Annotated in this window: 15 protein-coding genes; 6 read left to right on the top strand and 9 right to left on the bottom strand. The window is 53.8% G+C overall.

All coding sequences use genetic code 11. The features are described from left to right. Positions 1-50: 50 nt before the first annotated feature. The 5 genes from ACR0JR_RS05520 to ACR0JR_RS05500 all read left to right on the top strand — a co-directional run bounded on the left by ACR0JR_RS05520 (position 51) and on the right by ACR0JR_RS05500 (position 2805). A complete protein-coding gene (locus tag ACR0JR_RS05520; RefSeq protein WP_480455343.1) occupies positions 51-812 on the top strand; it encodes a DUF6478 family protein in 762 nt (253 codons plus the stop codon). A 9-nt stretch (positions 813-821) separates the two neighbouring features. Then, the gene (locus tag ACR0JR_RS05515; protein ID WP_170780387.1) at positions 822-1175 is read left to right on the top strand and encodes a hypothetical protein; all 354 of its coding nucleotides are present in this window, start codon (positions 822-824) and stop codon (positions 1173-1175) included. Between the two features lie 103 nt (positions 1176-1278). Then, positions 1279-1797: an MFS transporter gene (locus ACR0JR_RS05510; RefSeq protein WP_480455342.1), complete on the top strand. Its 519-nt coding sequence runs from the start codon at positions 1279-1281 to the stop codon at positions 1795-1797. A 6-nt stretch (positions 1798-1803) separates the two neighbouring features. Next, positions 1804-2274 (top strand): MFS transporter, encoded by a 471-nt coding sequence (locus ACR0JR_RS05505; RefSeq protein WP_480455341.1) that lies wholly within the window; start codon positions 1804-1806, stop codon positions 2272-2274. 81 nt (positions 2275-2355) lie between these two features. Beyond that, positions 2356-2805: a hypothetical protein gene (locus ACR0JR_RS05500; RefSeq protein ID WP_480455340.1), complete on the top strand. Its 450-nt coding sequence runs from the start codon at positions 2356-2358 to the stop codon at positions 2803-2805. Positions 2806-2852: 47 nt separating this feature from the next. Here the strand turns inward: ACR0JR_RS05500 and ACR0JR_RS05495 are convergent, their stop codons facing one another. The 7 genes from ACR0JR_RS05495 to ACR0JR_RS05465 all read right to left on the bottom strand — a co-directional run bounded on the left by ACR0JR_RS05495 (position 2853) and on the right by ACR0JR_RS05465 (position 10145). Continuing rightward, complete coding sequence (locus ACR0JR_RS05495; RefSeq protein ID WP_170545931.1) at positions 2853-4196, bottom strand: S41 family peptidase; 1344 nt, start codon at positions 4194-4196, stop codon at positions 2853-2855. A 6-nt stretch (positions 4197-4202) separates the two neighbouring features. Continuing rightward, positions 4203-5336 (bottom strand): murein hydrolase activator EnvC family protein, encoded by a 1134-nt coding sequence (locus ACR0JR_RS05490; RefSeq protein WP_480455339.1) that lies wholly within the window; start codon positions 5334-5336, stop codon positions 4203-4205. Further along, positions 5333-6850: a 2,3-bisphosphoglycerate-independent phosphoglycerate mutase gene (gpmI, locus tag ACR0JR_RS05485; RefSeq protein ID WP_480455338.1), complete on the bottom strand. Its 1518-nt coding sequence runs from the start codon at positions 6848-6850 to the stop codon at positions 5333-5335. Before gpmI ends, ACR0JR_RS05490 begins: the two co-directional genes overlap by 4 nt. Before the next feature lie 84 nt (positions 6851-6934). Then, positions 6935-8605, bottom strand: coding sequence for a sulfatase-like hydrolase/transferase (locus ACR0JR_RS05480; RefSeq protein ID WP_480455337.1), 1671 nt, complete (start codon positions 8603-8605; stop codon positions 6935-6937). Positions 8606-8620: 15 nt separating this feature from the next. Next, positions 8621-8851: a (Na+)-NQR maturation NqrM gene (gene nqrM / locus ACR0JR_RS05475; protein ID WP_010441352.1), complete on the bottom strand. Its 231-nt coding sequence runs from the start codon at positions 8849-8851 to the stop codon at positions 8621-8623. A gap of 15 nt (positions 8852-8866) precedes the next feature. Beyond that, the gene (locus ACR0JR_RS05470) at positions 8867-9892 is read right to left on the bottom strand and encodes an FAD:protein FMN transferase (protein ID WP_480455336.1); all 1026 of its coding nucleotides are present in this window, start codon (positions 9890-9892) and stop codon (positions 8867-8869) included. Between the two features lie 67 nt (positions 9893-9959). Next, complete coding sequence (locus ACR0JR_RS05465) at positions 9960-10145, bottom strand: hypothetical protein (RefSeq protein WP_170545946.1); 186 nt, start codon at positions 10143-10145, stop codon at positions 9960-9962. A 122-nt stretch (positions 10146-10267) separates the two neighbouring features. Between ACR0JR_RS05465 and ACR0JR_RS05460 the strand changes: the two genes are divergently transcribed. Next, positions 10268-10792, top strand: a complete 525-nt coding sequence (locus ACR0JR_RS05460) for a CBS domain-containing protein (protein WP_010441346.1) — start codon at positions 10268-10270, stop codon at positions 10790-10792. 3 nt (positions 10793-10795) lie between these two features. Here the strand turns inward: ACR0JR_RS05460 and ACR0JR_RS05455 are convergent, their stop codons facing one another. Both ACR0JR_RS05455 and nqrF read right to left on the bottom strand, forming a co-directional pair. Further along, on the bottom strand, positions 10796-11632 hold the full coding sequence (locus tag ACR0JR_RS05455) for a metallophosphoesterase (protein WP_170772356.1): 837 nt from the start codon (positions 11630-11632) through the stop codon (positions 10796-10798). A 70-nt stretch (positions 11633-11702) separates the two neighbouring features. Further along, positions 11703-12926 (bottom strand): NADH:ubiquinone reductase (Na(+)-transporting) subunit F, encoded by a 1224-nt coding sequence (gene nqrF / locus ACR0JR_RS05450; RefSeq protein WP_170780380.1) that lies wholly within the window; start codon positions 12924-12926, stop codon positions 11703-11705. Positions 12927-12935 lie beyond the last annotated feature (9 nt).

The raw sequence follows: 12935 nt of genomic DNA, 5'->3' as shown, positions 1-12935 counted from the left end.
TCCATTGCACGGCTTTTGACTAAAGAGAGACAGGTTTGGAAGAGAGAACGATGAGGGAATTTCTGGATCGCTATATTCTGCGCAAGACAATCCGGCGGTTTCAGCGGACAGAGCAGTTGGCCGACCAGTTGGCTTTGCCCAAGCTTAGGCGTCAACGCGATGAGGCGCGGCAATTGCGGGGACAGCTGGAACGGGTCATCCAAATTGCTGATAATCGATTGATCCAGCCGCGGCTTGGCTCTGATCAATTGCCGAAACCACTGGGAACCGACTGGTCATGGCGCCCAGATTTTTGGCGTTTACCTGCATCGCGCAAGGGACTGGCATCCGCACCGCGTAAGGCGAAGATAGATGGGCAAGTAACCTTGTTTCACGACTGCTCTTTGAGCGAGATTGGATTGCAGCAAACCCGCAATCGGCGGGAAAAGGACTTAGCACCATTTAGCCTGGCGATAGAGATCTTTGATTTTCAAGGGTCATTTCTGTCGTTGTCCATCGAGCTTCCACCAGATGCCGCCGTTGGATTGACTCGTCAGCACATGATGCGGGTGGACACTGTGATTGAATCCGAACGCCCGACAACCGTCTTTTCCCGACTCAACATCCAACATGGCCCCAACTCCGAGCAGGTTCTGCGCGAGCTCGATCTTTCGACGCCAGAATGCTCGGTCGATTTCGATCTGGCACATCTAGAATTGCACGAACGTCGGATTGAAAAACTCTGGCTGGACCTGATTATTGATCAACCTGCAATGAATCGTGTGGTTTTACGCGATTTGACATTTTGCCGCCATCACAGGGCAGATCTTTAGAGGCACATGATGACGCAAACAAGCTTAACCCCAGTTCGTTTTGAGAACGCTGTATGGGAAGGTCACCTGAGCAGTGAAAGTACTCCTCAGGTTGAAGTGCAGTATCTGGGTGAGCAATTGCCAGGTGTCGAACTGATACCCGATGATGAGGGGTGGGTTTTGCGCATTCCGGTACCGTCTTCCGCCGTTTCCGAAGGTGTGCAGTGTTTCTTAATCCGTGACACGATAACCGGTGAGAAGTTAGGTGATTTTACCGTCATTGCCGGATCTCCCGCTGCTGATGATCTGCGGGCCGAGGTTGCGTTACTTCGCGCTGAACTTGACATGTTAAAGCGCGCGTTTCGCAGATCTCAGGCATCTTAGACCCGGTTTTGTCGCGATCACTAACAGCCATGCGCGGTAAACTTCTTTCTTTTCAGCGTTGTCCATGCATCGTTGAAGCTTACCGTCATCAAGTGATGAGGCCATGGATCGAAAGAGCATCATAAAAATCATCGCCCTGATGGTGACGGCATTCGGTATCGGGATCGATTTCACCGGGGCTCTGATGCTGGTGCCCGCAATTGAAAGCAGCTTTGATGCAGACATAACCAGCACCCAATGGGTTCTGAATATCTACGCCCTGTTTTTTGCTATGACGATGGTAGCCGGCGGTCGCCTGGGTGACATGTATGGCCATCGTAGGATGATGATCATTGGCCTGTCGATTTTCTTGTTTGCGTCGATTTTGTGCTTTGTCTCGCCCGGATTGGACTATTTGATCGGAGCGCGCGCGCTGCAGGGGATAGGGGCAGGATGCGTCTGGCCATGCACTCTAGCATTTGGTGCGACCAAAGTTGCGAAAGAGGAACACCGCGCGCTTGTTATGGGGTTAATTCTAGCCGGTGTTACCACAGGCAATGTCTTCGGCCCAATGATCAGCGGCGCAGTGGTCAACCTGGGTGACTGGCGGCTATTTTTCCTGGCAAACGTAGTGTTCTCCTGAGTTTCAATGGCCACCGCCATCCTACTGATGGAGCGTGAAACCGAGCATAAGAAAGGGGAGCATATCGATTTTGCAGGTATGGGCATCCTGTCATTGGCGGTATTGTTACTGCTTTACGGCTTGGACGTAGGGGCCGACTGGGGCTGGACGTCGCTATCTCTCATACTGCTGTTTTTTGTCACCGCTGTATTGTTTTTCTTGTTCCCGAGGGTCGAAAAGAGGGTCAAGGAGCCATTGCCGCTGCCCCAGTTAATGCGGAATCGAGAGTTTCTGATCACCCTGGGTCTGAACATGTTCAACGTCTCCGCCGCTTTTGTGGGGTTGTTGTATTTTCCACAATATATGCAGAAAGTTCTTGGGTGGTCTGTCTTTCAATCCGCGTTGGGTCTGGCCCCGCTGACGGTCCTGCTGGCCGTTGGATCGATTGTCTCGGGCACGCTTTACAATGACTTCGGACCCAAACGATTGCTCTTTTAGGGATATGTCTGTTCGACACTCGGCGCAGCAAGCGTGGTCGTAATGCCTGCCAGCGCCGGATATCTTCAGATATTACCGGGAATGGCCCTGATTGGATTGGGTGCAACGCTGACAGTTGGTCCGTCAGGCACAGCAGCTGTATGCGCAGTCAAGCCCGAACGCGCCGGTCTGGTCGGCGGGCTGAGTTTCATGACCCATCTTGTCTACGGCGCAATATCTGTCGCCTGCGCGACTGCGGTCATGTATGTATCCAGTCTGCAAAGCCTGAAAACTGGGCTTGCGGCTGCAGACATTGATATGTCTGACGCCGATCAAAAGGCAATTAAAGGTGGGACGCTGACCACAGAATCTGCAAAAATTGTAATGCAGAAACTAGGATCGGGTGAAATCGAAAAAGTTAAGTCTGCAATTACCGCAGCCTTTGACACCGGAATGAACATGGCCTTTGTCTTCGCCACTTTCTCGGTCGCGGTAGGAATTATCCTTGCCCTGATGCTGGACGAGAAAAAACTGCACAAGATCGAAGAATAAAGCTGAATAAACTGGAGGTGGGGCCGCCTATTGCGGCCCCACGACTATTATTGCGAAGGTCCGGTTGGGTTGAATGCCGAAAGACCTTTGAGGATGTCGATTGCATAGGCCAACTGGTAGTCTTCTTCCCGAAGTTCTGCTGTCGCTTCAGCTTTGGCCCGGTCCTCTTCAATCTGGCGAATCTCGTCTTCGCTCAGGCTGTCATTGTTCAGGCTACCACGAAGATCGGCCTCAGACCGGGTGCGGGCGTTTGCATCGTCCTCATCCTCTTCATCGGGTCGGTTACGGGGTTGCTCTACAATGATGTCCGGGCTGACGCCAAGCGCTTGAATCGAACGACCCGAGGGCGTGTAGTAGCGAGATGTAGTTAGACGCATCGCGCCATCGCCGCGAATTGGCATTACCGTTTGGACTGATCCTTTTCCAAAGCTTTTAGTGCCAACCACAATCGCACGGTGGTGATCCTGCAGTGCGCCAGCCACGATTTCCGAAGCCGACGCTGAGCCGCCGTTTATCAGCACAACAATAGGCTTACCACCGGTCAGGTCACCGGGTGTGGCGTTAAACCGTTCACCGTCTTCCGGATTGCGACCACGGGTCGAAACGATCTCACCTTCATTCAAAAACGCATCTGAAACCTTGATAGCCTGCGTCAGCAAACCACCCGGATTATTCCTCAGATCCAAAACGACACCGTTTACATTTTCGATACCACCCGCCTCTTCAATTTGTTCTTCCAACCCTTCCTTGAGGTTTGGGAAGGTCTGATCATTAAAGGTTGTGACGCGCAGCACCACACTGGTGCCTTCAGTGCGCGCGCGGACGGCTGTCAGTTTGATTGTGTCGCGCACGATCGTAACATCAAAGGGTTCCTGCTCACCTTCGCGCACGACTGTGATAACGATCTCCGACCCTACCGGGCCACGCATCAAATCAACCGCTTTATCCAGAGTCAGGCCAAGAATACTTTCGCCATCGACATGGGTAATGAAATCACCTGCTTCGATCCCGGCCGCGTCTGCCGGGGTATCATCCATGGGCGAGACAACTTTGACAAAGCCTTCTTCCTGCGTGACTTCGATCCCAAGACCACCGAATTCGCCTCGCGTTTGCACTCGCATTTGTTCGGCGTCATCAGGCGACAGATAGCTGGAATGCGGATCAAGCGAGGTTAGCATCCCGTCAATCGCCGCTTCGATCAATTCATCGGTTTCGACTTCTTCGACATACTGGGCGCGGATACGTTCGAAAATATCGCCAAACAGATCAAGCTGCTCATATACTCCAGCCTTGTTTTCGGCCTCTTGCGCTAACAAGGGCCCTGCAATCTGTGTGGTTGCGATTAATCCCGCCACGGTGCCGGCCAGACCGGCGATCACAAATTTCTTCATACTCGTTTATCCATCCTTGTCCGTCCGGAACCATAATTCCGGGTCCACTGGGCTGTTATCTTCTCTTACCTCTATATAGAGCGTTTCTGACCGATCAGTTCCAGTGCCATCACCGCTTGTTGACATAATAGCGCCGATTCCCGGGGTTTCACCCGGCATTAAACCCACTGGAGTGCCTTCCGGGATCACCTCTCCCGTATTGCCATACACCTCTTGTAAACCCGAGAACACAAAGAGCAGCCCAGATTGAGGCTCAAGGATCACTAGGTTCCCCAGATCCAGCAATGGTCCTCGGTAGCGGATCGTTGCGGCTGTGGGTGACGTTACCAATGCGCGAGGCCGCGTTCCCAACACAAGACCGGCGCGCGTAACGCCAGCCGCATCTGTTTCCCCCGATCGGTGAAGAATGACCCCTTTGGTGGGTAGGGCGATATGGCCTTTCTGATCCGCGATATCGGCGTTTGTATCCGCGATTTCGCCATCGGAAATCTCAGACAATCCACTGGCAAACCCGTCCAGCGTTTCGGTCGAAGATATCAAAATAGCGGTGCGCACGGGATCTTCGACAAAGCGGCGCGGTAGGTCAGTACGGTCCGCAATAGCCTCGCTCAGTTTCGTACGAGCATCTTGCACCCCAGTCAGACCTTCTGTCAGGGTATTGGCGGCATTCTGCTGGAGCTGGCGCAGCGTTTGGACTTCTTGCAAATCGGCTGCAAGATTCTGGGCTTGAGTGTTCAGGCCAGGCGTAACCTCTGACAGCATCATACCCGTTCTAGCCGCTCCCAATGGGCCGGAGGGGTGCAGCATCAGTACCGGTGGCGCGGTGGTCTCGATAGTCTGCAGAACACCAAGCAGCTGCGCCACCTCCTGTTCCCTCACCTGAAGTTCCGCCGTCAATTGCGCTTCTCGTAGGGCCGCACGACGCAGGCCGTCACGCATCGCGGTCAGACCAGCCTCGTACGCCTGAAGCGTTTCGGTCAGCGCTTTGACCCGATCACGTGCACTGTCAGCCTCGGTCAGAGCTATCGAGGCTTGCTCAAGCATCTCTGCCGCCTCTAGCGCCGCCATAGACGGGTTAGTTTGCGCGATGACAGGCGTCGACCAAATCAACGCTGCTATGAGGACCGGTCTAATCCTCATGTCAGCAGACTTGCTCCAGTCATTTCTGTAGGTTTTGGTAGTTCCATAAGTTCCAGCAGCGTTGGAGCCAGATCGGCCAGTCGCCCATCGCGCAGGCTTGCATTTTCGGGGCCGCCAACCAATACAACCGGAACAGGGTTCAAAGTATGGGCGGTGTGCGGACCGCCGGTTGCCGGATCAACCATCATTTCACAATTGCCATGATCAGCGGTCACGATCATCGCGCCACCCACCTGCTTTAAGGCAGCTACGACTTGGGCCAATCCCTTGTCGACCGCCTCGCAGGCATCAATCGCAGCCTGTAGATCACCGGTATGACCGACCATGTCGGGGTTGGCATAATTTGTGACGATCAGATCATATCCGTCATGTATCGCCTCGACGAATTTACTGGTCACCTCGGCCGAGGACATTTCGGGTTGCAGGTCATATGTCGCCACTTTGGGCGATTTGGGCATGAAACGATCTTCACCCTCTTCGGGTTGTTCTATGCCACCGTTTAGAAAAAAGGTCACATGGGGGTATTTCTCAGTTTCGGCCAGCCGAAACTGGCGCAAACCCTGTTTCGCAACCCATTCGCCCAGAGTATTCACGATGTCCCGCTTGGGAAATACGGTCGTCATATAGGCATTGTGGCCGTCGGAGTATTCGACCATGCCAAGCAATGCCGATAACTGCGGGCGCGGGCCAGTGTCAAAATCTGCAAAACCTGGTTCGCCAATTGCGCGCAGTATCTCGCGGGCGCGGTCGGCACGGAAGTTCAGACAGAAAAATCCGTCACCGTCCTGGATGCCCGAGTACCCGTTGACCACCGTGGGTGCGATGAATTCGTCTGTCTCGGATTGGATATAAGCGTGATCAACAGCCTCATGTGCCGAGACCACGGTACGCCCCTGTCCCTTGACTATCGCGTCATAAGCCTCAGAAACGCGCTCCCAGCGATTATCACGGTCCATGGCATAGTATCGCCCGCAGACCGTGACGATCTTTGCCCCTTCGGGCAAACGGTCTTCGAGCTCCGCAATGTAGATTAAAGCTGATTTCGGCGCCACATCGCGCCCGTCTGTGATGGCATGCAACGCAACTGGAACGCCGGCATCGGTGATGGCTTTAGCGGCGGCTACAATGTGATCAAGGTGTCCATGTACACCGCCATCCGAGACCAATCCCATCAGATGGGCTGTGCCATCTGTTGCTTTCACCTTGGCGATAAAATCTTGCAGTGCTTCATTGTTGGAAAAAGAACCGTCTTCGATCGCCAGATCGATCTGGCCCAGATCCATCGCAACCACGCGCCCTGCCCCAATATTGGTGTGACCGACCTCGGAGTTTCCCATCTGGCCGCTTGGCAGGCCCACATCCGGCCCGTGCGTAATCAGTTGCGCATGTGGCCCTTCCGCCACGAGGGCATCAAAGGTCGGCGTGTTTGCCAGATATGGCGCATTGGCTTTGGTGTCATCGGACAGCCCCCAACCATCAAGGATACACAGAACAACGGGTTTGGGGGCGGTCATGAGTGCTCTCCGATTTCGGCGTCGCCATCTTCTACCCCCTGCCCGTGCAAGGTTGAACCGTCTTTTGAATCTACAAGAGCAGAATTAATCTGACGTGTAGTCGCCAAAGGGCCGTGCCTTACGGTTGCGATACTTCACAGTCAACTCAAGCGGCATATCATTTTCGTCATAAATGCCGATCACGATGCCAGTTCCGCCGCTCGATCCGCGCATGTTTAGCAGTTGCTCTTCGGACCGAGTGGTACGCTGCGAAGGACGGCGGGTCCAAGCAAACAAGTGGTCATACATTTCTGCAATGATGTCCGCGTGCTCTGCGCTATCACCCAGATCGGTCAGCTCATTTGGATCATTCTCAAGGTCGAACAAGAGCGGGCGATAACCACCCTCGCAATGGATCAACTTCCACTTCTCGTTCGCGACCATAAACATGACCGCATCCCGAACCGAGACATTCAGTTTCTGAGCTATTGGTGATGCAGAGTAGTCATATTCGCAGATTGCCACATCGCGTGGCGTGCAATCGGCCTGACCATGCAAAATAGGCAGCAGCGAATGCCCTTCGAGGATGTGGCCTGCGGGCTCCCCGCCAGCAATCTCAAGAAACGTGGGGGCCAGATCGATGGACTCGACCAATGCGTTACAAGTGGTCCCGCGCGTGGAATCAGCCTCGGACGATGGATCGTAAATGATCAGGGGCATTTTGGTTGAAGCATCGTGGAAAAATGTCTTCTCGCCCATCCAGTGATCGCCCAGAAAATCCCCGTGGTCCGAGGTTAGCACGATCATGGTGTCCTGCATCCGCCCGGTTTTCTCCATCCAGTCGAACAGCCGCCCCATCTGGTCATCGGCTTGCTTGATTAGGCCCATGTAAGCAGGGATAACGGCCTCGCGTACGTCCTGACGCGAGAAAGTTTGGCCAATTTTCGTGTCCATGAATGCCTTCAGTACCGGATGCGCATTCTGGCGTTCTGACTCAGACCGAACCACCGGCAGAATGTGCTCGGGACCATACATCGATGCATAGGGTTCCGGCACAATATAAGGCCAATGCGGCTTGATATAGCTAAGATGACAACACCAAGGGCCGTCATGAGAATCCATGAACTCCATCCCACGGGTGGTCAGATATGGGGTTTCACTGTCTTCCTCGGCAATATTGGCCGCCTCGGACGAGTTTTTCAGAAACCACCCGGACAGAACATTACCATCCGCATCCAATCCCGAATTGGCAAAGTCGTGCCAGGGGTTGTCGCTCTCATACCCTTTGTCCTTCAGGTATTCGTTATACTTCTTGGCCCCATCCGGATCGTAAAAACCATCTGGTCCCTCGGCCCGCAACCCATCGTCACGCTCGAACACATCAAACCCGCATTCAGCCACGCGCGCACCAATCACACTGTCGGGCTCCAATCCCAGCCGGGCCATGCCTTCGGCATCCGCAGCCATATGGGTCTTGCCGACCAGCCAGCAATCCATCCCCGCCTTTCGTAAGTGATCACCCAAGGTGATCTCTCCGACTTTCAGCGGGATATTATTCCAGGACGCGCCGTGCGAATGCACATAGCGACCGGTATAGGTCGACATGCGCGAACTGCCACAAATGGGGGACTGAATGTAAGCGCGGGTAAACCGCACGCCCCTCGAAGCGAGCCTATCAATGTTTGGCGTATGGAGATGTGGGTGTCCGTAGCAGCTGAGGTAATCCCAGCGCAATTGGTCGAACATGATGAAGAGGACGTTCTTGGCTTTGCTCATGCCAAGAGGACTATCCTAGCCTTCCATCTGTTGCAGCATCTTTTTTGCACGCTTGCACTGCAACTGATCACGCAGGGGGCTATCGGGGTCGATATCCTTTTGACAAACCACACATTTGTCAGCACCGGAAATTGCATTCAAGCCACCGCAACTGCCTTTGATGGTCTTACCCATCAGCATTACGCCCAACGACATCCCGACCATGATGATCAGTAACAATACGAATGCCAGAATAAAGGTGCTCATAGCAGTGCCTACCGATCAGTTGGTTCCCAGCGCATCCTTGAAAGCGCTGCTTTGTACGGTGATATAGGCTTCTTCCCCGCTTGTCACATCGCGCGAGATAAAAAACACGGCAAGTTTATTCTTTTCCGCGATTTCCATTCCTTTTTCCTGACCAAGTGCCAGCATCGCTGTCGCCCAGGCATCCGCCATCATCGCATCATCCGCCAGAACCGTGACGGAAGTGGTGCGATGAGTGATCGGCCGTCCCGTGACCGGGTCGATAATGTGCGAGTAACGCACACCGTCTTGTTCAAAGAAGTTCTTATAATCACCCGAAGTTGCCATCCCCAGATTATCCAGCGGAACGATTAGCTGGATGGCCTGTGTGCCAGCTTCGGGCTTTTCGATACCGATCCGCCAGCTTTCGCCCTTGTCGTTCTCACCCATGGCCACCAGATCACCACCAATCTCGACCATATAGTTCTCAATTCCAGCGTCGCGCAGCTGTGCAGCAACCGCATCGATACCATAGCCTTTGGCAATCGCAGACAAATTGATCCCCACTCCTGCGTCTGATTTCGCAAGTGTGCGGGCTGCACTATCCAATGTCAGTAGGCGGGCCTGACCCACCTGAGCTAACGCTGTTGCAATTTCAGCATCGGCAGGAACCGGGTCTTCGGGTTTGCGCGGGCCGAATCCCCACAACTCGATCAGCGGACCAAGGGTGACATCGAACGTACCGCCAGACTTCTCATGCACCTCGTTTGCGGCTTCGATCACGAACGCAAACTCATCTGAAACCGGCATTGGTTCTGTGCTGTCTGAGGACGAGAAGGTCGAAACTTCGGAATTCGGGTCCCAGTTTGACATCTTTGCGTTAACTTGTGCCAGTGTCTCCTGAACCGCCTGACCCAGTGCAGCTTCGTCCAGATCATCGCCGATAGCGGTAATGTTGAATGTGGTACCCATAGTCTCACCGGACAGGCGCACCACATCAGGTTCCTTGTCAAACAGGCAAGCCGAAACAAACAACAACGAAGCCAAGGCAATCAACGGGCGCATGGGGCGATCTCCTGCGAGTAGTCTTGCCCGGCATATGCCAGCGGCCCTGTTCAGAGTCAAACCGGCGTCAGATCTTGAGCGGCAAAAACGCGAGGGCAAGAAGCCCAATCGTGGCTGGCACACCAAAGATCCAGGCGCGTTTCTGCCAGCCTGAGGGTTGTTGTTTCCACACCATGCGGAAATTGTGACCACAGACAACGACAACAAAGAAGATCAACGCAGCAACCGGCGGGGTCAGGTATAGCTCGCTCAAGAACTTGGAACTCCTTGTAAAGTAGTCCGGTTACATCGGTTTTCGAATTTGCACCTATACAGCGCCTATCCCTGCGGTAAGGTAGAGAATAAGGACACTACCTGTGAAAGAGGAGACCGCCCATGGCCCCAAGCTCTTACCAGCCCCCGACCCGTGGCGACAAGGCCGCGAAGGCGACTCGCAGTCAGTCAGTTGAAACAAACTTGTCGCACACACAGACAACGGTTTCAAAACTGCTGGAAGGCAAAGGGGATGCTGTTTTTTCTGTACGACCCAACGATACGATCCATTCAGTTGTAGATATCTTACGGGAAAAGCGCATTGGTGCGGTTGTGGTCACTGACCAGAATGGTTCGTTGCAAGGGATCCTATCTGAACGTGATATTGTTCGCCGAATGGCGGAAACACCCGGTCAGACATTACCTCAATCTGTGGCCGACCTGATGACGACTGAGGTCAAAACCTGTAGCCCAGACGACTATCTGAACGATGTGCTGAAAACTATGACCGAGGGTCGCTTCCGGCACATGCCTGTTTTAAGTGACGGCAATTTGCGCGGCGTTATTACTATTGGGGACGTAGTCCATTTCCGATTGAAGGAACTGGAATATGAAGCGCTTAGAATGAAACAGATGATTGTCGGCTAACTCTTAAGCCGATTCCCACTCGATTCCGGTGTGACTCGCCGAGATAAATCGGACAGAACCGGGTGAGATTTCCGCGGCGGTCAGGCGGTCGGTGACGAATGCACCGGTGTCGATAGATATGACGTCATTCTCAATCATGGGCTCGTCGACGATCGTATGCCCGTGCACTACCCATTGCCCGTCTTTTCGACGTTTCTTACGAAATTGCGGGTGTCCCCAGAGGCAGGTGCTGTCTTGCTGTCCGTCGACCAGCTGCGACGGGTCAAGCGCAGCGTGAACAACGGTCACATTGCCACTTGTCCAGGTCAGCGGACGATCAAACAGCCAATCCACAAGGGATTGCCCCATCGCGCCCCGAAGCGCTTCAGCGACGGCATCTGGATCGGAGAGTTCAATATCTGTCAGGTCAAATGAGGCCAAGGTCTGGGCACCACCATTGTGCAGCCAAACACGCTCCCATTTTCTTGGAGCATCTAGAAACCCAAGCAACATGTCCTCATGATTGCCTTTAAGGCAGATCGCTTTCTTTTCCGAACGTGTGTCCAGGTGGTGTAACTGACGCAAAACCTGTGCGCTGTGCTCACCTCGATCAACATAGTCGCCAACAAACACTGTGGGACAAGCACCGTCCAATGCAGGCAAAAGCATCTGCAGTAGGTCCAGTCTGCCATGAAGGTCGCCGATGGCATAGAACTTCTCAGTCGGTGCCAGTGAGGATGTGCCTATTACCTGATCAGGTAGCGCTTGAGACGCAAAAAACCTTTTGATCCATCCGGTTAGCATATCGCCTGTTACCTTCTGAGACAAAAACGGCGCAGCATCAGTCGAAAAATAGGGCACCGGGGTGCCTTTTGACTGATCAACTCTGAGAAAAAAATCGGCTCCAAAGGATGGAACCGATCAATACTGTTTATCCGCCGAAATCGTCGAGCATGATGTCTTCGCGATCCACGCCCAGATCCAGCAGCATGTTGATGACCGACTGGTTCATGATTGGCGGGCCACACATGTAGTATTCGCAATCCTCAGGCGCCGGGTGGTTCTTGAGGTATTCTTCGAACAGAACGTTATGGATAAAGCCGGTGTAGCCTTTCCAATCATCCTCGGGTTGGGCATCCGACAGAGCGACGTGCCATTCGAAATTGTCGAACTCTTTGGCCAGAGTGTCGAAATCCTCGACAAAGAACATTTCTTTCTTCGAGCGCGCGCCATACCAGAAACTGATCTTGCGGTTGCGGTTCTCAAGACGTTTGAGCTGGTCAAAAATATGACTGCGCATCGGGGCCATACCAGCACCACCACCGATGAATACCATCTCTTTCTCGGTCTCGCGGGCAAAGAACTCACCAAACGGACCCGAGATTGTGACTTTGTCGCCCGGTTTCAGGTTGAAGATATACGACGACATCTGACCCGGCGGGATACCTTCGGACCCCGGAGGGGGCGACGCCACGCGGACGTTCAGCATGATCATGCCTTTTTCATCCGGGTAGTTGGCCATGGAATAGGCACGTTCAATCGGCTCGGCCACGACGGATTTGTACTGCCACAAATTGAAGCGATCCCAATCTTCCCGATACTCTTCTTCGACGTCGAAATCGGTATAGACCAGCTGGTGCGCAGGCGCTTCGATCTGGATGTAACCACCGGCGCGGAAGTTCACATCCTCGCCTTCAGGCAGGTCCAGTGTCAGGGCCTTGATGAAGGTAGCTACGTTCTCGTTCGAACGAACGGTGCATTCCCATTTCTTGACGCCAAACACCTCTTCCGGGACTTCGATATCCATGTCCTGCTTGACCGCAACCTGACAAGAAAGGCGATCACCGCAAGCCGCCTCACGCTTGGTGATATGGCTTTCCTCGGTGGGCAGGATAGATCCTCCGCCCGAGTGCACTTTGACACGACATTGCGCGCACGTCCCGCCACCGCCGCAGGCCGATGGGACAAACAGCTTCTCCGCCGCAAGCGTTTGCAGCAGTTTGCCTCCTGCGGGAACCGAGATTGTTTTCTCGCCATTAATGGTGATGTTGACATCACCGGTCGACACCAGCTTGGAGCGGGCCGCCATAATTATGGCCACCAGCGCCAGAACGATCAGGGTAAAAAGGATTACGCCAAGGCTAAAAGTTTCCATTGCGCCCTC

The sequence above is a fragment of the Ruegeria sp. AA3 genome, assembly GCF_056542905.1.
Note: the sequence above shows the minus strand (reverse complement) of the source record. Positions and strands in the feature narration are given on the sequence as shown.